This is a genomic window from Spirosoma migulaei (genome assembly GCF_054776855.1).
In genome coordinates this window covers 281,218-298,414 of the sequence record NZ_BAAHBG010000038.1, presented here as the reverse complement: position 1 = coordinate 298,414, position 17,197 = coordinate 281,218, and the positions used below count along the sequence as shown (strand labels likewise).

Annotated in this window: 19 protein-coding genes and 1 pseudogene; 10 read left to right on the top strand and 10 right to left on the bottom strand. The window is 47.9% G+C overall.

Features of this window, described 5'->3' with window-relative positions:
- Positions 1 to 155 precede the first annotated feature (155 nt).
- Together ACYVGO_RS34940 and ACYVGO_RS34935 are read left to right on the top strand one after the other, a co-directional pair.
- The gene (locus tag ACYVGO_RS34940) at positions 156 to 776 is read left to right on the top strand and encodes an ATP-binding protein (RefSeq protein ID WP_460973341.1); all 621 of its coding nucleotides are present in this window, start codon (positions 156 to 158) and stop codon (positions 774 to 776) included.
- Between the two features lie 12 nt (positions 777 to 788).
- Positions 789 to 1,286, top strand: a pseudogene (locus ACYVGO_RS34935) (DUF4143 domain-containing protein); the annotation flags it as partial.
- A 69-nt stretch (positions 1,287 to 1,355) separates the two neighbouring features.
- Here the strand turns inward: ACYVGO_RS34935 and ACYVGO_RS34930 are convergent.
- The 4 genes from ACYVGO_RS34930 to aroQ all read right to left on the bottom strand — a co-directional run bounded on the left by ACYVGO_RS34930 (position 1,356) and on the right by aroQ (position 4,896).
- Positions 1,356 to 2,387 carry a glutamine synthetase beta-grasp domain-containing protein gene (locus ACYVGO_RS34930; RefSeq protein ID WP_460973340.1) on the bottom strand — a complete coding sequence of 344 codons (1,032 nt, stop codon included), beginning with the start codon at positions 2,385 to 2,387 and terminating at the stop codon, positions 1,356 to 1,358.
- 385 nt (positions 2,388 to 2,772) lie between these two features.
- On the bottom strand, positions 2,773 to 3,348 hold the full coding sequence (locus ACYVGO_RS34925) for a MarC family protein (RefSeq protein WP_142776759.1): 576 nt from the start codon (positions 3,346 to 3,348) through the stop codon (positions 2,773 to 2,775).
- Positions 3,349 to 3,390: 42 nt separating this feature from the next.
- On the bottom strand, positions 3,391 to 4,398 hold the full coding sequence (locus tag ACYVGO_RS34920; protein ID WP_460973339.1) for an aminotransferase class V-fold PLP-dependent enzyme: 1,008 nt from the start codon (positions 4,396 to 4,398) through the stop codon (positions 3,391 to 3,393).
- A gap of 72 nt (positions 4,399 to 4,470) precedes the next feature.
- The gene (gene aroQ / locus ACYVGO_RS34915; protein ID WP_142773503.1) at positions 4,471 to 4,896 is read right to left on the bottom strand and encodes a type II 3-dehydroquinate dehydratase; all 426 of its coding nucleotides are present in this window, start codon (positions 4,894 to 4,896) and stop codon (positions 4,471 to 4,473) included.
- A 100-nt stretch (positions 4,897 to 4,996) separates the two neighbouring features.
- On the opposite strand from aroQ, the gene xerD reads away from it, so the two are divergent.
- Complete coding sequence (xerD, locus tag ACYVGO_RS34910; RefSeq protein WP_460973338.1) at positions 4,997 to 5,926, top strand: site-specific tyrosine recombinase XerD; 930 nt, start codon at positions 4,997 to 4,999, stop codon at positions 5,924 to 5,926.
- 112 nt (positions 5,927 to 6,038) lie between these two features.
- Here xerD and ACYVGO_RS34905 read toward each other — a convergent pair whose 3' ends face one another.
- Positions 6,039 to 6,575: a hypothetical protein gene (locus ACYVGO_RS34905; RefSeq protein WP_460973337.1), complete on the bottom strand. Its 537-nt coding sequence runs from the start codon at positions 6,573 to 6,575 to the stop codon at positions 6,039 to 6,041.
- Positions 6,576 to 6,668: 93 nt separating this feature from the next.
- Here ACYVGO_RS34905 and ACYVGO_RS34900 point away from each other — a divergent pair, with 93 nt between their 5' ends.
- Complete coding sequence (locus ACYVGO_RS34900; RefSeq protein WP_460973336.1) at positions 6,669 to 7,862, top strand: aminotransferase class V-fold PLP-dependent enzyme; 1,194 nt, start codon at positions 6,669 to 6,671, stop codon at positions 7,860 to 7,862.
- Positions 7,863 to 7,934: 72 nt separating this feature from the next.
- On the opposite strand, the gene gloA2 is transcribed toward ACYVGO_RS34900, so the two are convergent.
- The 3 genes from gloA2 to ACYVGO_RS34885 form a co-directional block, all read right to left on the bottom strand.
- Complete coding sequence (gene gloA2 / locus ACYVGO_RS34895) at positions 7,935 to 8,324, bottom strand: SMU1112c/YaeR family gloxylase I-like metalloprotein (RefSeq protein WP_460973335.1); 390 nt, start codon at positions 8,322 to 8,324, stop codon at positions 7,935 to 7,937.
- 5 nt (positions 8,325 to 8,329) lie between these two features.
- Positions 8,330 to 8,521: a hypothetical protein gene (locus ACYVGO_RS34890; protein WP_142773508.1), complete on the bottom strand. Its 192-nt coding sequence runs from the start codon at positions 8,519 to 8,521 to the stop codon at positions 8,330 to 8,332.
- A gap of 128 nt (positions 8,522 to 8,649) precedes the next feature.
- Complete coding sequence (locus tag ACYVGO_RS34885) at positions 8,650 to 9,153, bottom strand: SixA phosphatase family protein (RefSeq protein ID WP_460973334.1); 504 nt, start codon at positions 9,151 to 9,153, stop codon at positions 8,650 to 8,652.
- Between the two features lie 163 nt (positions 9,154 to 9,316).
- On the opposite strand from ACYVGO_RS34885, the gene asnS reads away from it, so the two are divergent.
- Both asnS and ACYVGO_RS34875 read left to right on the top strand, forming a co-directional pair.
- On the top strand, positions 9,317 to 10,756 hold the full coding sequence (gene asnS, locus ACYVGO_RS34880) for an asparagine--tRNA ligase (protein WP_460973333.1): 1,440 nt from the start codon (positions 9,317 to 9,319) through the stop codon (positions 10,754 to 10,756).
- 77 nt (positions 10,757 to 10,833) lie between these two features.
- Complete coding sequence (locus ACYVGO_RS34875; RefSeq protein WP_142773511.1) at positions 10,834 to 11,916, top strand: complex I subunit 1/NuoH family protein; 1,083 nt, start codon at positions 10,834 to 10,836, stop codon at positions 11,914 to 11,916.
- A 78-nt stretch (positions 11,917 to 11,994) separates the two neighbouring features.
- On the opposite strand, the gene ACYVGO_RS34870 is transcribed toward ACYVGO_RS34875, so the two are convergent.
- Entirely contained in the window at positions 11,995 to 12,570 is a 576-nt protein-coding gene (locus ACYVGO_RS34870; RefSeq protein WP_142773512.1) for a dihydrofolate reductase family protein, read from the bottom strand.
- Between the two features lie 256 nt (positions 12,571 to 12,826).
- On the opposite strand from ACYVGO_RS34870, the gene ACYVGO_RS34865 reads away from it, so the two are divergent.
- Both ACYVGO_RS34865 and ACYVGO_RS34860 read left to right on the top strand, forming a co-directional pair.
- On the top strand, positions 12,827 to 13,642 hold the full coding sequence (locus ACYVGO_RS34865) for an ion transporter (RefSeq protein ID WP_460973332.1): 816 nt from the start codon (positions 12,827 to 12,829) through the stop codon (positions 13,640 to 13,642).
- Between the two features lie 213 nt (positions 13,643 to 13,855).
- Positions 13,856 to 14,515, top strand: coding sequence for a phosphatase PAP2-related protein (locus tag ACYVGO_RS34860; protein WP_460973331.1), 660 nt, complete (start codon positions 13,856 to 13,858; stop codon positions 14,513 to 14,515).
- Between the two features lie 76 nt (positions 14,516 to 14,591).
- Here the strand turns inward: ACYVGO_RS34860 and ACYVGO_RS34855 are convergent, their stop codons facing one another.
- Complete coding sequence (locus ACYVGO_RS34855; protein ID WP_142776760.1) at positions 14,592 to 15,683, bottom strand: BamA/TamA family outer membrane protein; 1,092 nt, start codon at positions 15,681 to 15,683, stop codon at positions 14,592 to 14,594.
- A gap of 229 nt (positions 15,684 to 15,912) precedes the next feature.
- Between ACYVGO_RS34855 and ACYVGO_RS34850 the strand changes: the two genes are divergently transcribed.
- Positions 15,913 to 16,728, top strand: coding sequence for a phytanoyl-CoA dioxygenase family protein (locus ACYVGO_RS34850; protein WP_142773515.1), 816 nt, complete (start codon positions 15,913 to 15,915; stop codon positions 16,726 to 16,728).
- Positions 16,729 to 16,850: 122 nt separating this feature from the next.
- Positions 16,851 to 17,197, top strand: a 347-nt coding sequence (locus ACYVGO_RS34845; protein ID WP_460973330.1) for an SDR family NAD(P)-dependent oxidoreductase, incomplete at its 3' end; no start/stop codon positions are given.

Below are 17,197 nucleotides of genomic sequence, written 5' to 3'. Positions count from 1 at the left end.
GTTCATGTCACAAAGATCTGAACTAGGACAAAATGCCACTATTTTAATGCGTTTAACCTGGTAAAACTCGTAAATCGCCCGTTATTAGCTATATTAGCGTTAATTCGGCTATTATAGTTTCTATATTAGTGCTAATATAGCTACCAACATAAAAAATGATTCCTCGTTTCCAGACTAATACGATTTGGCAGCGGATTAATGAATCGAACAAAATTATTATTCTATATGGGCCTCGCCAGGTTGGAAAAACGACCTTAGTTCGTGAGTTGATCCATACATTACCCTATCGTTCATTACAGGTCAATGCCGATGAATTAATTTATCAGACGGTTTTGTCATCGCGAAACCTGACACAGATGAAGCTTTTAGTGGAGGGGTATGAACTACTCTTCATTGACGAAGCCCAACGCATTCCTGATGTAGGAATCAACCTGAAAATCTTGCACGATGCATTACCTGATCTGAAAATAATTGCCACTGGATCGTCCTCTTTTGAGTTGGCTAACCGAACCAATGAAGCCTTGACCGGACGCACCTGGACTTATGAACTTTTCCCCATTTCTCTAGGCGAACTTCAACAACAGCAAAACGCCTTCTTATTACAGCAGCGGCTGGAGGAATTACTCCGATTCGGGTCGTACCCGGACACGCTACAATTACCCAACGCCACCGATAAAGTGCACTATCTCCGTGAGCTTTCTTCAGCTTACTTATATAAAGATATACTCAAAATGGCTTCGATCCGGCACGCCGACAAACTACGTAAGCTTCTGTAACTACTTGCCTTTCAAGTTGGTTCAGACGTATCACTAAACGAGATCGGAACTTCGCTCGGCATGAGTAAAGATACGGTCAACACCTATATTGACTTACTGGAAAAAGCATTTGTCGTGTTTCGCTTGTCTGGTTTTAGCCGTAATCTCCGAAAGGAAATCAGCAAAATGGATAAGATCTATTTTTATGATCTGGGTATCCGTAATGTATTGATTGATAATTTTCAACAGCTCGACTTACGGACGGATGTGGGGGCACTGTGGGAAAATTTCCTAGTCATTGAGCGTCGTAAACGCAATGCCTACACAGGCCAATTTGCCAATACGTACTTCTGGCGAACCTATACGGGTGCCGAACTTGATTATATAGAAGAGGCTAATGGCCAATTAACAGGCTTTGAATTTAAATTCTCCCGGAAATCGGTTAAAGCACCAGCTTCCTGGGCGGCTACATACCCCGGTACAAGCTTTACGGTAATTAATCAGGACACTTATTTGCCTTTTCTTCTTTAACTCGCCAACGCAGTAAAAACAAAGCCCGGCTACTCGCGCAGCCGGGCTTTGTACCAATAAGTTGTTGGCTTATGCCGCTACAACATCAGCCGATTTAACGGTTTTGATAATGATAGCTGCCACTTTGTATGGATCGGCAGCCGAGTTTGGACGACGATCTTCTAACCAGCCTTTCCAACCACGTTCTACGGTAGCAATTGGGATACGAATTGAAGCACCCCGGTCAGAAATACCGTACGAGAACTGATCGATCGACTGTGTTTCGTGCTTACCTGTCAGGCGCATTTCGTTGTCGGCACCGTATACAGCAATGTGCGCTTTGATAACGTCTGCTGGAGAGAAGGCTTCGCAAATTTTAGAATATACATCCTGGCTACCCGATGTGCGCAGCACTGAATTTGAGAAGTTAGCGTGCATACCCGAGCCGTTCCAGTCGGTAGCACCCAGAGGTTTGCAATGCCAGTTGATAGAGATACCGTATTTCTCTCCAATCCGCTCTAACAGGTAACGAGCTACCCAAATCTGATCACCAGCAGCTTTAGCCCCTTTAGCGAAAATCTGGAATTCCCACTGACCAGTTGCTACCTCAGCATTGATACCTTCTACATTTAGACCAGCATCCAGACAAACATCAAGGTGTTCTTCAATGATATAACGGCCATAGGCATTTTGAGCACCTACCGAGCAATAATAAGGACCTTGTGGACGTGATGGGAACCCTTCAGCCGGGAAGCCAAGTGGTTTGTCAATTTTCATATCCCACAGGAAATACTCCTGCTCAAAGCCAAACCAGAAATCGTTATCGTCATCTTCAATCGTGGCACGACCGTTGGTTACGTGAGGAGTACCATCGGCATTCAACACTTCACACATGACGAGGTAACCGTTTTTGCGCTGTGGATCAGGACAGATGAAAACTGGTTTCAGCAAACAGTCTGACTTACCACCTTCAGCCTGTTCGGTTGAAGAACCATCAAACGACCACATCGAGCAGTCTTCAAGGTTGCCTGAGAAATCATCCTCAATTTTAGTTTTGGAACGCAGGCTTTGGGTAGGCTTGTAGCCGTCGAGCCAAATGTACTCTAACTTCGATTTTGCCATGATGTACAGTGGATTATTTTGAATAGGGGTTTCGTTAACAGACTTCCGGCAAATATAATACGGCTTTACAATAAAATATAAAGGCCAACATAGGCTCTAACCATATTTTTTACTGTTTCTCAGGAAATATTATAATTTTAATTCGTTTGATCCAGTAAATCACAACATTTTCGAAAAAAATTTATCACTTTATAATTGTAAGGATTATTAACCCAAAAAAGTGTATAAAAACAAATACTGGTTTCAGAAACACGGTTAGTTTGGTAAAAAGCAAGCTTTTTTCACTAAAATACCCTTTCGCCGGAGGGTACATTCCAGCAAAAGGGTATGTTGCATTCGTCGACACGCAGCCTCGTTGAAGGCTGGTTTCAGCCAATGGTTTCGATTAGAAATCGGCAATCAGATTCGTCTTGAATAGCTTGATAGCGATGGCCAGCAGTATGATCCCAAAGATTTTGCGTAACACTGCCAGCCCACCCGAGCCAAGCCGCGTTTCGAGCCAGCCCGACGATTTCAACACGGCATAAATCAGGACCAGATTCAGTACAATACCGACAATGATATTTACCGTCTGGTATTCAGCCCGGAGTGAGATGATGGTTGTTAATGTTCCGGCTCCAGCAATCAGGGGGAACGCAATTGGTACAATATGGGTAGCCCCCCCTGTGGTTTCTTCCGATTTGAAAATGGTTCGACCGAGAATCATCTCCAGCCCGATCAGGAAAATAATCAGGGCTCCAGCCACGGCAAACGATGCCACATCGACGCCAAAAAGCTTCAGGATTCGTTCCCCAACGAACAGAAAGGAGATCATCAGGGCGCCCGATGCAAACGTGGCTCGTTCTGACTCAATCTTACCGGTCTTCTTGCGCAGGTCAATAATAACCGGCAATGACCCGATAACGTCGATCACCGAAAATAGTATGAGGGTAACGGAGATAATTTCTTTAAAACTGAGCATCATAACAAATTGATCTTAAAGGCACTCGGACTTCAGCCCGCGCTACCTGTACGACCGAAGAAATTGCATCAAAGTTCCAATCTCATCATCGGTTATGGCCGGAAAGTTCGCAATTCGGAAGGTGGTGTTTTTCCAGTCACCGTACCCATTGCCCAGCGTAATACCTGCCTGCTGAGCGGCCACCTTGATTTCCTTAACTGCTTTCTCGGAACCTTCTACAGCAATTACGGTATCGGAGCGGATAGCGGGGTCGTGGATCAACAGCCGAAAGTCTGTGCCAAACTGGTCAAAAAAAGCATACCAGTCAGTGGCTCGTTTCGTTGTCATAGCGTGCACCGTGGTAATGGGGGGCACCTGCTGCAAAACGCGCATAAGCATATAGATACCCAGGCCATTGGGCGTATAGGGTGTCTGAAATTTCGAGAAGTTTTCGTGAATGAATAGCAGACTATTGTAATGTGCATTCTCGCCAATTTCCTCCGCCTGTTTAAGAGCGGCTGGCGAATAAACCATGACTGCCAAACCAGCTGGCAATCCAAAACACTTCTGTACGGAAGCAAACCAGACATCGGCCAATGACCAGTCGAAAGCAACCCCCGCCATTGAGGAAACGGCATCGACCGCAATCAGCGACGAGAAATCTCGTCTGAACTGGGCCAGTGTTTCCATGCTAACCTGGGTGCCATTGGAGGTTTCGTTTTGAACAATACACAACACATCGGCTTCACTCAGGCTGGTTGGTGGTTTGATTCGATAGGCATACTCAGCCCACTTTTTACCAAACGCACCACTATAGGGATGCAGGCTGGATTCTGCCGTCAGCGACTGGGCCACAATTTCCCAGCACTCTGTTGCTGATGAAACCAACGCGACGTGGTAATCAGCTGGAATGTCGAGTTTTTCGTGAAGCAACCGAACCGTTTCCTTTACAATATCCATGAAACCCGCGCTTCGATGATTCAGGCTCACAATACCCTGTTGTACCGCTTCGGCGGCATAGTTGGCAACCTGCGGGTATACTTTGGATGGACCGGGATAGAAGGTGATCATAATAATGAATAATGAATAATGAACAATGGATAATGCTTGAAGTCAGAAGAAACTGTCATTATACATTTTCCATTATTCATTGTTCATTAAATACCGTACTGCCATTTCGTACCCCATCAGCCCAAGGCCAACCACAATGCCTTTGCATTTCGCGGATAGGTAACTATGGTGACGGAACGACTCGCGGGCATGAACATTGGAAATATGCACCTCTATAGCAGGAGCTGTTACGGCCGATAGTGCATCAGCAATGGCAATGGACGTATGCGTATAGGCACCGGCATTGATCACGATGCCATCGATATCAAAACCCAGTTCGTGAATTTTATCAATCAGTTCGCCTTCGTGATTCGACTGAAAATAGCGAAGTTGCACGTCGGGGAACTTCGCTTCGAGCGTTTCCAGGTAGTCAACGAAGGAGCGATTACCATAAATAGTCGGTTCACGCTTGCCCAACAGGTTGAGATTAGGGCCGTTAATGATCAATATCTGTTTCATATAATGTATAATGGTTAATGAATATGTATAATGAACACTGAAAAACAGACCTTAGCCAACCATCATTCATTAACCATTATACATTATTCATTCGCTTGCTATGTGGCAAAGTTATATAAACGCCTTTAAGAACTACCTCAAACTCGAACGGTCACTGGCCGAAAATTCCGTTGAGGCTTATTTGCACGACGCCGACAAACTTCATGAATACATTCTCCTGACTGATCCGGCCCGCACGCCCATGCAGGTGACCGAAAAGGAATTGATGAATTTCCTGAAATACCTTGGCGAGTTGGGCTTATCGGCGCATAGTCAGGCACGGATGTTATCGGGTATAAAATCGTTTTTCAAGTACCTGCTGCTCGAAAACTTAATTGACCGCGACCCAACTCAACTGCTGGAAGCCCCTAAGTTGGGACGAAAACTGCCCGATACGCTCAGCTTTCCCGAAATTGAAGATATGCTGGCGGCTATCGACTTATCGACACCCGGTGGTGCCCGCGACCGCGCTATGCTCGAAGTACTCTATAGCTCAGGATTACGCGTTACGGAACTATTGAACCTTCGCCTAACCAACTGTTTTTTTACCGAAGGTTTTGTACGGGTCCTGGGCAAAGGCGACAAGGTTCGGCTGGTACCCATTGGCGAGGATGCGATGCACTATACCCGCATCTATGTCGAGCATGTGCGTAGTCAGCTGGATGTTCAGAAGGGCGACGAAGACACTATTTTCCTGAATCTGCGGGGTAAACAGCTTTCTCGAATTACCGTCTTTACCACGATAAAAAAACTAGCAGAGGAAGTAGGCATCAAGAAGACAATCAGCCCGCACACCTTCCGCCATTCATTCGCGACCCACCTCATCGAAGGGGGTGCCGACCTCCGGGCAGTACAGCAAATGCTTGGCCATGAATCCATTACCACTACCGAAATTTACACTCACCTCGACCGGGATTATTTACAGCAGACGCTCAGGGAGTATCATCCGCGGGCAACTAGCAGGGGGCAGGGAGCGCGAGGCAGGGGATAAACCGTGCTCCCTGCTCCCTGCCCCCCCACAAAAAAAGTCCCCGCTATCGAAGCCGACGGCGGGGAACCCCCAATCTAACTAACCCAAAACTATTTGAGACAAGTATGCCAGACTACGCGTCGGCGGTGGTTTTCTCACCAATGAACTGTTGGTGTTGGTTTTTAAACAATAGATTGAACGATGTCAGGCTACCGTAAATCCGGGTGATATATTGTTGAATATTGATCTTCTCTTCATCGTCAAGTTGACTGGCGTTCACCCGCTGTTCGAGTACGCGCAACCGGTCTCGAACCATCACGATTTTATGAAAGAAGCCATCAATCGGCATTTCTTTCTGTGACAAATCGGTCCGGCCTGGTTTTAGGATGAGCTTCCCTCCTTTCCATTTATCTCCCAGCGGAACCAGTTCCGTTTGGTCAACCCATTTTTGGAGAATCCGCGTCAGGGATTGTTCTACATCAAACAGACTAACCAGATCACTGTCGGGCTCAAGGGCTTCAATGATGGTCAGGGGCGCGTCGAATTTGAGTATCTTCACGCCATGCTGAAGAAACGTAATGGTGTACCCATTGGATTTCAGGTTAATAATAACTCCATCACCAAACTCAGCATGATTAACACGGGAACCAATGCCCAATAGGGTATTCATACAACTAGGACTGTTTACAATTTACTTGTATCCTAAACAAACCCCGTGCCAGATTAAATTTTCATCATCCAACTAATTCGTATCGGTCTGTTTATGTCTCCTGTTGAACTACCCCTTCTCGCCTGTCAAACCAATGAGTTTAACTTGCCCGAAGGCATCCACTATCTAAATTGTGCTACCCGATCACCCTTTAGCAAAACTGTTGAACAAGCGGGCCACTCAGCACTTTCTCAACAGGCAAATCCCTTCGGATTACGCCCTGATGATTTCTTCAGCGGAGCCATTCGTGTACGGGAGTTGTTTGCTACCCTCATCAATTCTGATGATCCAGATCGGATCGCTATTGTACCCTCCGTATCATATGGGATGGCTGTGGTAGCCCGAAATCTAGCGTTAAAACCAGGCATTCAGGCTGGGCAGACAATTGTACTTATTGGCGATGAATTTCCGAGTGATGTATATGCCTGGGGGCGTGTTTGCACCGAGCTTGGATTAACTATAACCACCGTTGGCATGCCCGACGAATTCCCGAAAGGAGCCCACTGGAATGAACGGTTGCTTGATGCAATCGGACCCGAGACCGCACTAGTGGTTGTACCGCCCGTTCACTGGATGTACGGCATCCGTTTTGATCTGGAAGCGATTGGGCAACGGGCTCGCGAGGTTGGAGCCTGGGTTGTGATTGATGGAACCCAGGCCATTGGTGCCTTACCGGTTGATCTGGCACAAATCCAGCCCGATGCCGTTGTTTGTGCAGGTTATAAATGGCTGATGGGGCCTTATTCGCTTGGATTGGCCTATTTCGGGCCCGCTTTCGATGAAGGTATTCCACTCGAAGAAGGCTGGATGAACCGACTCGACAGTAATCAATTTCACCGATTGATGGATTATCAACCCACCTATCGGCCGAAAGCATACCGCTATAACGTAGGCGAACACACCCATTTTCTGCAAATGCCTATGCTCGAAGCCGCCCTAACTCAGCTCATTGACTGGCAACCAGTCCGTATTCAGGCATACGCCAAAGCCCTGTTAGCAGACGCCTGGCCCCAATTGGAGCAGCTCGGGTGTCGCCTTGAACCTGAGAATGGGAGTTCGGGGCGCAGCCATCATTTAGTTGGGTTATGGTTACCCGATCAGGCCGACCCGATGGCCGTTCAGCAGGCACTCCTGAAAGAAAACGTATCGGTTTCAGCCCGAGCGCGCGTTCTACGCATAGCCCCACACTTGTACAATACACCCGATGATGTGGATGCGTTGGTTAGGGTATTGACAAGAGTGCTTTAAAGGCGTGGAGCAAGGTGCACGGAGTAGAGGTTTTTACTGGATACCCTGCTCCGTGCACCTTGCTCCCGGCTTCTAAGCTTCGTACAACTCCAGCGGCAACTCATCGGGGTCGGCGAAGAAGGTGAAGCGCCTACCCGTGTGCTCATCTACCCGGACTGGTTCCGTAGAAACACCTTGTCCGTTTAAATGCACGATGGCGGCATCGAGGTCAGTAACAGCAAACGCTACATGACGTAAGCCAGCTGCTTCGGGTCGCGAGGGGCGTTTAGGCGGGTTGGGAAAGGAGAAGAGCTCAATCAGGTACTGCCCATTCAGGGCCAGATCCAATTTATAGGATTGTCGTTCCGCCCGATAGTATTCTCCCAGGATAGTAAAGCCTAATACCTCGGTATAAAATCGTTTGGAGACTTCATAGTCCGAGCAGATTATGGCAATATGATGTACAGCAGCGAGTTGAAGCATTGGCGTTAGGGAGCAAGCAACGTATCCGTTGCCATAGTGTCTGTAGCTGTGCCGTCTTTAGCGGGTAACGCGCGCTCAAGTTCCCGATGTTTGTTCCAGGGAGCGGTTGTACGTCGGGCCATGTCGATAGCCAGCAAGGCGACGACGGTTGTAAAGACAATGAAAACAACGATGAAAATGCGACGGTTACGGTTCATGTTGGTAAATGGGTAATGAATAATGGTCAATGTATAATTAAGTCCGGCTGTGCGGTCATATATATAGTAGCTTGACTAATCCATCAACACCTATTATTCATTATTCATTATTCATTTTTCATTATTAATTATTCATTTACAATCTGTTTCGGTCCAATTTGGAAGACCATACTGCCAGTTCGGCCGGAAACCTCCGCCCAGGTCAACTCCTTGAAGGAAACAGCCACAACCTCTCCTTTACTCATGGAGCCAATACTTTGGTGGGTCAGAAATTCGGCCAGATAGGATACATCCGGATTATGTCCCACAATCATGGCAGCCTCCGTTGTATCGGGAAGTGCATTAATGGCTGCCAGATAGGCTTTGGGCCCACCTTCATATAATTTTTCATTCAACTGAACCTGTGCCTCATCATAGCCAACCTGCTCAGCAACAACCTTTGCGGTACTTTTTGCCCTTGGTGCTGGGCTACTTATAATGATGTCGGGCTGAATGCCTTTCTCATGCAAATAACGACCGACTCGGGCGGCAGCCATAATACCATCGGAGGTCAGTTCCCGATCAAAATCAGACATAAAGATGGCTCGGTCCTCGGCTTTAGCATGACGGACGATATAGAGCGTAATTGACATACGGATAGGTTTCTCGTTGAGAGGGGTTTTGGTGCAAAAATAGAAGGTCAATTGGCATGTAACTAATTATCCGAGTTTTTGGGGATTAAAAAATGTCTGTGGGCGATTCGGACGACAATCCGTACTTTTGCACCCACAACCACCATCTGGTCGCCGTTCTAGTATGAGTTATTTACCTATTCAGCAATTATTAAAAACTGCCCCGGTCGGCACTACTGTGACCGTAAAAGGCTGGGTGCGCACCAAACGCGAAAGCAAAAACGCCGTTTTCATAGCCCTCAACGATGGCTCGACCATTAATAATATCCAGGCTGTAGCCGAAGCAGGTCAACTTCCCGAGGAAACATTAAAGCTTATCACAACCGGGGCCTGCGTTGCCGTTACAGGCCAATTAGTAGAATCGCAGGGTGCCGGGCAAGCCGTTGAAGTCAAAATCAGCGATGTACTCATTTATGGCCCCGCCGACCCAGACAAGTATCCGTTACAACCCAAGCGGCACTCGCTGGAGTTTCTGCGCGAGATTGCCCACCTGCGACCTCGTACCAACACGTTCAGTGCCATTTTACGTATTCGACACGCGCTGGCGTTTGCTGTCCATAAATACTTTAACGACAACGGATTCTTTTACCTCAATACGCCCATCATTACGGCCTCTGATGCCGAAGGAGCCGGTGAAATGTTCCGCGTCACGACACTTGATGCCACCAAGCCACCTCTTACGGAAGATGGTAAGGTTGATTATAGCCAGGACTTCTTTGGCCGCGAAACGAACCTGACCGTATCGGGGCAGTTGGAAGGCGAGTTAGGTGCCATGGCCCTGGGTAAGATCTACACCTTTGGCCCTACATTCCGGGCCGAAAACTCAAACACAACACGCCACCTGGCCGAGTTCTGGATGATTGAACCTGAGGTGGCCTTCTATGAGCTGGAGGATAACATGAATCTGGCCGAGGATTTCGTCAAAACCGTTATCCGCTACGCCATTCAACACTGCGCCGACGATCTGGCCTTTTTGGATAACCGACTGAAAGAAGAAGAAAAAACCAAAAAGAAAGAGGAACAAAGTGAGCTTGGTTTGCTCGAAAAACTTCAGTTTGTCATTAGCAACGAGTTCGTTCGGTTGACTTACACCGAAGCCATCGACATTCTGGTCAACTCGAAACCCGCTAAGAAAGGTCAGTTCCAGTATGAAGTAAGCTGGGGTGTCGATTTACAGTCGGAGCACGAGCGCTATCTGGTCGAAAAACACTTCAAGAAGCCCGTTATTCTAACCAACTATCCCCGCGAGATCAAAGCGTTCTACATGAAGCAGGACGAAGACGGTAAGACCGTTCGGGCGATGGATGTGCTTTTCCCCGGCATCGGCGAAATCATCGGTGGTTCACAACGCGAAGACAATCTGGAAAAACTCGAAGCCCGGATGAAGGAAGTAGGTATTGAACCGGAAGCCATCTGGTGGTATCTGGATACCCGTCGATTTGGGTCAGCACCGCACGCAGGCTTTGGTCTTGGTTTCGAGCGGCTGGTGCTGTTCGTAACCGGCATGGGCAATATCCGCGATGTGATCCCATTCCCACGCGCTCCGAAAACGGCAGAGTTTTAATTAACAGTGGAGAATGAAGAGTGAAAAATGAAGAATAACCTATTCATCACTCTTCATTCTTAATTCTTCACTTTTTTATGCTTGCACTCCCTATTTTCCTGGCAATGGCTTCCGGCTTCGTGGTCGTTGGCGTGTACACCGAACGTAAGATTTCGGCGTTTATGCAGGATCGGCTCGGCCCCATGGAAACGGGAAAGTGGGGATTGCTGCAACTCTTTGCCGATTTACTGAAACTGCTTCAGAAAGAAGACATTGTGCCCACAGCCGCCGACCGGCGATTGTTTCTGCTGGCTCCGGCGGTCATTTTCGCTTCCGTATTCGCGGGCTTTGCCGTTCTGCCCCTAACGCCCGATTTGCAGGGGTCAGGCGCGTCGGTGGGTGTTTTTTACCTGATGGCCATTGTTTCGTTCGATGTGGTTGGCATACTCATGGCCGGTTGGGGGTCTAATAACAAGTATTCCCTGTTTGGTGCCATGCGATCGGTGGCGCAGATCATTTCGTACGAGATACCACTTGGGCTGACCATTCTGTGCGTGGTGATGATCTGTCAGACACTCAACTTGCAGACCTTGAGTTTCCAGCAGGGCATCTACACCCATGAGACAAACTACCTCTTCGGCCTGAAAGCCCTGGGAGTTGACGTTACGGGCTGGGGTGGAATTTTCTCCTGGAATATTCTGCGAAACCCATTTCTATTTTTCGCCTACATTATCTTTTTCATTTGTACCCTGGCCGAAAGTAACCGTGCTCCCTTCGACCTGCCCGAAGGTGAATCTGAAATTGTAGGTGGCTTCCATACCGAATATTCAGGGATGCGGTTCGCGTTGCTTTACCTGTCCGAGTACGCCATGATGCTGCTGGTGTCGTTTTTAGGCGCGGTATTATTTCTGGGTAGCTGGAACACACCCCTCCCCAACATCGGTCCTGTCCGTCTCGCCGACTGGACAAGTGGTGCACCAGGCACTCTCTGGGGACAGCTCACGGGCGGATTCTGGCTTCTGTCAAAAGTCTTCTTTGCAGTACTGTTACAGATGTGGGTACGCTGGACACTCCCCCGCATTCGGGTCGATCAGATGATGCATTTGTGCTGGAAAGTGCTGACACCAATCGGACTGATTCTTCTGCTTATTTCGGGTGTTTGGCGGCTGTTAATGATTTAACCATTCGCTTCACTATAAATCCATGCGCTACACAATCGGCTGGCTCCTGGCGAGCAGCAACGGCTTATTGATGCAGGATTAGACTTGCAGCGATCCAACGTGCCGGTATGTGTTTATCATCACGCCTGTTGGGGTAACCTTCGTACTGACTAAAGCAAGTTCGCACGGGTCGACACTGTCCGAAAAAAAGCGTTTGCCCCGCCCCAGCAAGACGGGGTAGACAAGCAGCACAACCTCGTCGGCCAAGCCCTGGTCCAGCAGGACAGATGTCAGCGTTGAACTTCCCCAGACGATCAGGTCAGGACCGTCCGTTGACTTGAGGCCGCGAATACCCGCCAGGATGTCCGTGCCTAAGTCCTCAACTGGTCCCCAGGCGAGGCTGTCTGGCCTGTGAGTGGCGACGTATTTGGTCGCAGCATTCAGGCTGATTGCGATTGGACTATTCCCAGCCGTGGGCCAGTATTCGGTCCACAAATCATAGGTGTGACGACCAAGCAGCAGATCAAAAGGGTTTCCCTGTGCTTCAACGACAGCCTCTAACCCAGCCGGACTTCGATAGGATGTCGTCCAATTACCATACACGAAGTTTTCGTCGTTTTCATGCTGGATCACCCCGTCCAGTGAGATATGTTCTATGATTCTGATGGTTCTCATGTTGTTTGTTATTCGTTTACTGTTTGCACAAAGTTAAACCAGACCAGGGACGCGCATGGGGGCCAATCACGACAATATGAGGGCGTCTTTGAGACAATTTGCCCCTGCCCAAAATGAGGCCGGGCCACCGGGGCGGCAACAATGGATACATTTGTAAGTAGGTCAATCAAATAAAGACGGAAGGTAGAAATCTACTCGGCTTCGTCTTGATAGAAGTACGCGATCAATTACATTAGTCGTCTAAATTGTGCGCATTATGAACTCCCTCTGGCAACGATTCCGACACCGATTACACGAGATCGTCTTTGAAGCCGACACCTGGGCCGGGCGGGCATTCGATATATCATTGCTTTTTCTGATCGTATTGAGTGTGCTTGCTGTCGTTCTGGAGAGTGTTCCATCATTGGCCCGGCCATATGGTCATTTCTTTGACAAAATTGAATGGCTATTTACGATCCTGTTCACCATTGAGTACATCCTGCGGATTATTAGTATTCGGAAACCGCTGCGTTACATAACCAGCTTTTTCGGGCTTGTCGACTTGCTGGCTATTTTACCAAGTTACCTCGGCCTATTTCTGTTTGGTGCGCATGAGCTGGCCGCTGTACGTATACTTCGCCTGCTACGCATATTCCGGATTTTGAAGCTGGGGGAATATACATCAGCAGCGGCCCTACTTGCTTATTCACTACGCGAAAGCCGAGCCAAAATCACCGTCTTTTTCGTGGCTATTTTCACCCTGGTGATTACGCTTGGCGCTATGATGTACGTGGTAGAAGGGCGTTCCAACGGATTCGAGAGCATTCCGCTCAGTATTTATTGGGCCGTTATCACCATCACAACAGTTGGCTACGGAGATATTGTACCCAGTACACCCATGGGCAAGCTCATTGCCACCCTCATTATGCTACTGGGGTATGTCATTATTGCGGTGCCAACGGGTATTGTGGCTGTCAGCTTGACGGCTGCCAGTAAAAAGCAGGAAATTTCGACGCAGGCTTGCCCAAACTGTGGCCGTCAGGGCCATGATCCCGACGCGGTGCATTGTAAATATTGTGGTGCGGCTTTATGAGTAGTAACCGTTACTGTATAGTACCGAATAATCATCTACTAACCGTTCCAATTGAACCAACTAATCCAGGAATGGTTAGACTGGTTTACGAGCAGCAAGGCGGATATTCCACCAAGTTCGTAAATTTGCACCCTTTTACACGTGTTTATGTGCGGTCTTACCAGGAAACAGTTTAATGTTCTCTACGTAGGATTAGATCTTTTATAGTATTTCATGTCACTTCTTACACCTGATCCTACCGGCGATTTAGCTTGGCAAGCCGCCTGGAAATCACCCATATTCCGCAGAAAGTTCATCATCGGCATGATTGGTATTATCGCCTTACTGTCGACGTTTTCTTACTTTTTCCGAACTATAGAACAACATACGGGTCCTGTTCTGAACGATTGGTTAATTGCTCAGATTCCTCCATACGATGTGTCATTGATTATTTTCGGAGTGATCTGGGCAGCGGGTTTACTGATCCTCATCCGTGCCCGTCGGAGCCCCGCTGTGTTTATGATGTTCATCTACAGCTACATCATCATCACGCTAACCCGTATGATCAGTATCAATCTGGTACCGCTTAATCCGCCAGTTGGCCTGATTCCGATGATTGATCCGATCACCAATGCGTTCTATGGCAAGGTGTATATTACGAAGGACCTGTTCTACTCGGGTCATACCTCTACCATTTTTCTGATATTTCTATGCCTTCGTGGATGGTGGGATCGGCTACTTATTCTGATCGGTTCACTCCTTGTAGGCATTTTACTACTTGTGCAGCACGTTCATTACACGGTGGATGTATTGGGCGCCTTTGTATTCACCTATCCGCTCTACCGCCTGGGGAAATGGCTGGCCCTCAGTGGCTGGAATGAACTAAAGGTATAAATGAAGTTTTGATTTACGGTTGGCTGACGGCCCCGGCAAGTCGGCGAAAACGATTAATGCAACAGCCAACCGTAAACTAAAATGCTTCGCCCAATTGAAAATATAGTCCATTCGATAGACTCTGGCCCAGCCCCCAGCCATAGTCGATGCGGAGATTCAATCGTTCTTTCCGATTCAGCGCCAGACGTACTCCCCCACCCGCGGAGTACTTGACTTCCTGTAAGTTCAAATCGTTCAGGTGGTCTCCTACATTCCCGAGCCCAAAGAAACCAACAGCTCCCAATCGCCAAAACAGCGGAATTCGGTATTCAACCTGAGCGACAATCTGGTCTTTGCTCCGAAATCGACCATCGTAGAAACCTCTCATGCTATTCGACCCACCAAAACTGGCTAAACTCCGCAAGGGCACATCACCCGAGTTAAAGAAGCCATAAGCCTGTATGGCCAGCACCTGCTGCCTGTAGATCGGAATGAATCGCCGGAAATCAATTACATAATTTGTATAGCGAAAATCGGACCCCAGCAAGGGGTTAAAGTGGTTGAAATAGACTTGCAGGAACCCACCCCGATCAGGCGCAAAGGCATTGTTTCGCGAATCGTAGGTGAGACTAAGGCCCGCTCCCGAAATATGATAGGCATTACGGCCTGGTACCGCTAGCTGATCGAAAAGCTTACCGGGCTGATAATCGATGCTCAACAATCGCTGATATTCATAAACTAAGCCAGCAAAAACACGATCTTGAACTTTTCTCTGAAAATGTAGGTAAACATAATACTGTTTGAACGTGTATGACTCCTCATTTTCATTCGGAGCATTTTTACCAAGACCCCAGAATTTATCGGGGAAGTAACTGTAGGAAAGCTGGTGATTCAGAATAATCCGTTCACCAGGAAAATAAGTTGTTCCGTTTATGGCTGCAATAAATTGTTTCCGAAGTGAGTACAGGGCCAGTGCCTGGGTATTCGATGTCCGCGTTGTGAGCGTATCAGAATGCTTAAATCGAAATGTGAAGGAGCCCGCTACCCCCAACGACCAGTCTGTTTCGATAGATCGGGCGACTAATGGTAAAATTAGCGTATTTCGCGTTCGCAATAATTGGTTGGGTATGGGTTGACGCGGTACCGGAATACTATCCGACTGAGCCAATAGAGTACCCTGAATACCCATTAATAAGCTGATTAACAGCAAAACCAACCTTTTATCAAGTAAAACAGTCACAAGAACTTGAATAACCGTTAATTAAAGTCGTATTAATTAAATTGCGGCAAAGTAATCCTAAAATTGTAAATTTCGTAGATTTGGGCGTTTATTAAACCGATTAAGCCTGCGCCTATCCAACAAAGCGCGGTCGCCGGTTGGCATCAACTACGGAACCTCCGATTTGTAAACCACCGATATGAGCAAATTAAACTTGCCGCCCTTTAAACTGGGCGAAACAATTACCCCGGAACAACGCCAGTTTTTCAATAAACATGGTGTCATCGTTTTCCGTAACTTCATTGAACCCGAAACAGTTAAACTTTTTATCAGCGAAGTTGAACGAATCGAAAAAGAGTGGCTGGCCGAAGGGCGCGATAAAGTGAATGGCGTACCCTTGAAGTTTGGCCAGGATGAAGCCGGGAACCCCATGATTCAGCGGATGTGCTTTTTATCACAGCATAGCAAAGCACTCCACGAATTTTTGCAGGACCCACGCCTTCAGGCCGTTGTTGATCTGCTTCAGCCGTATGAAGGGCGAATTGCCGAAATTGAAAAAGATGGGCTTATTCTGAACCATTACATCCGCACTCCAAACAGTAAGTTCTCACAGATGGGCTGGCATACCGATAGCCCGCGTGATATTTTCCTGGGTCAGCGTATTATGCCGATGCTCAATGTAGGCATCCACCTCAACCCTACCCCCTACGAAAACGGAGGGCTACGTGTTATTCCGGGCACGCACAAACAGGGTATCTTCAAAATGTTGTTCCGCAAAAAATATTTTGTGGATAACGACCCCGACAAACACGAAATTGGTTTCGACATGAACGCGGGTGACCTATCGGTACACGATGGACGGCTTTGGCACCGGGCGCAGCAGTCTCCCTTTGTTGGCGAAGCCAGTCGTCGGCGTGTAATGTACGTACCAGTTGTTACGGGTAAGTACATGCCTAAGAATGAGCACAGCAAAACGCCATTCTACCACCGCTTCATTTCAAAAGTAAACATTTAAGTAATTACGAATTACGACCGCACGGGCGGCCCCGGTACGAGTTACGATTTTCGGCACTTCATAAATCGTAATTTGTACCGGGGCCGCCCGTGCGGTCGTAATTCGTACATCGTAATTCGTAAATGTCATACGCCCTCATTACGGGAGCCAGCCGGGGCATTGGCCTGGCCATTGCCAACGAACTGGCCCGTCAAAAATTCGACTTACTACTGGTAGCCCGATCAACCTCATTACTTCAGGAAGCGGCTCAGCAGTTAACCTCCGACCACGGCATTAAAACCGACTTTCTGGCAATTGATCTGGCCGAAGCTGGAGCCGCCCAACAGGTTTATGACTGGTGCGGCAAAAAAAAATATACGATTCAAATTCTGGTGAATAATGCGGGGTATGGTCTGAGTGGCCCCTTTGAGAAACATGCCCTCGCTGAACACACCAACATGATGCGGGTGAACATGACGGCTCTGGTCGA

Coding starts and splice junctions, on each gene's coding strand:
- ACYVGO_RS34940 (WP_460973341.1), top strand. CDS start 156: ATGATTCCTCGTTTCCAGACTAATACGATTTGGCAGCGGATTAATGAA.
- ACYVGO_RS34930 (WP_460973340.1), bottom strand. CDS start 2,387: ATGGCAAAATCGAAGTTAGAGTACATTTGGCTCGACGGCTACAAGCCT.
- ACYVGO_RS34925 (WP_142776759.1), bottom strand. CDS start 3,348: ATGCTCAGTTTTAAAGAAATTATCTCCGTTACCCTCATACTATTTTCG.
- ACYVGO_RS34920 (WP_460973339.1), bottom strand. CDS start 4,398: ATGATCACCTTCTATCCCGGTCCATCCAAAGTATACCCGCAGGTTGCC.
- aroQ (WP_142773503.1), bottom strand. CDS start 4,896: ATGAAACAGATATTGATCATTAACGGCCCTAATCTCAACCTGTTGGGC.
- xerD (WP_460973338.1), top strand. CDS start 4,997: ATGTGGCAAAGTTATATAAACGCCTTTAAGAACTACCTCAAACTCGAA.
- ACYVGO_RS34905 (WP_460973337.1), bottom strand. CDS start 6,575: ATGAATACCCTATTGGGCATTGGTTCCCGTGTTAATCATGCTGAGTTT.
- ACYVGO_RS34900 (WP_460973336.1), top strand. CDS start 6,669: ATGTCTCCTGTTGAACTACCCCTTCTCGCCTGTCAAACCAATGAGTTT.
- gloA2 (WP_460973335.1), bottom strand. CDS start 8,324: ATGCTTCAACTCGCTGCTGTACATCATATTGCCATAATCTGCTCGGAC.
- ACYVGO_RS34890 (WP_142773508.1), bottom strand. CDS start 8,521: ATGAACCGTAACCGTCGCATTTTCATCGTTGTTTTCATTGTCTTTACA.
- ACYVGO_RS34885 (WP_460973334.1), bottom strand. CDS start 9,153: ATGTCAATTACGCTCTATATCGTCCGTCATGCTAAAGCCGAGGACCGA.
- asnS (WP_460973333.1), top strand. CDS start 9,317: ATGAGTTATTTACCTATTCAGCAATTATTAAAAACTGCCCCGGTCGGC.
- ACYVGO_RS34875 (WP_142773511.1), top strand. CDS start 10,834: ATGCTTGCACTCCCTATTTTCCTGGCAATGGCTTCCGGCTTCGTGGTC.
- ACYVGO_RS34870 (WP_142773512.1), bottom strand. CDS start 12,570: ATGAGAACCATCAGAATCATAGAACATATCTCACTGGACGGGGTGATC.
- ACYVGO_RS34865 (WP_460973332.1), top strand. CDS start 12,827: ATGAACTCCCTCTGGCAACGATTCCGACACCGATTACACGAGATCGTC.
- ACYVGO_RS34860 (WP_460973331.1), top strand. CDS start 13,856: ATGTCACTTCTTACACCTGATCCTACCGGCGATTTAGCTTGGCAAGCC.
- ACYVGO_RS34855 (WP_142776760.1), bottom strand. CDS start 15,683: ATGGGTATTCAGGGTACTCTATTGGCTCAGTCGGATAGTATTCCGGTA.
- ACYVGO_RS34850 (WP_142773515.1), top strand. CDS start 15,913: ATGAGCAAATTAAACTTGCCGCCCTTTAAACTGGGCGAAACAATTACC.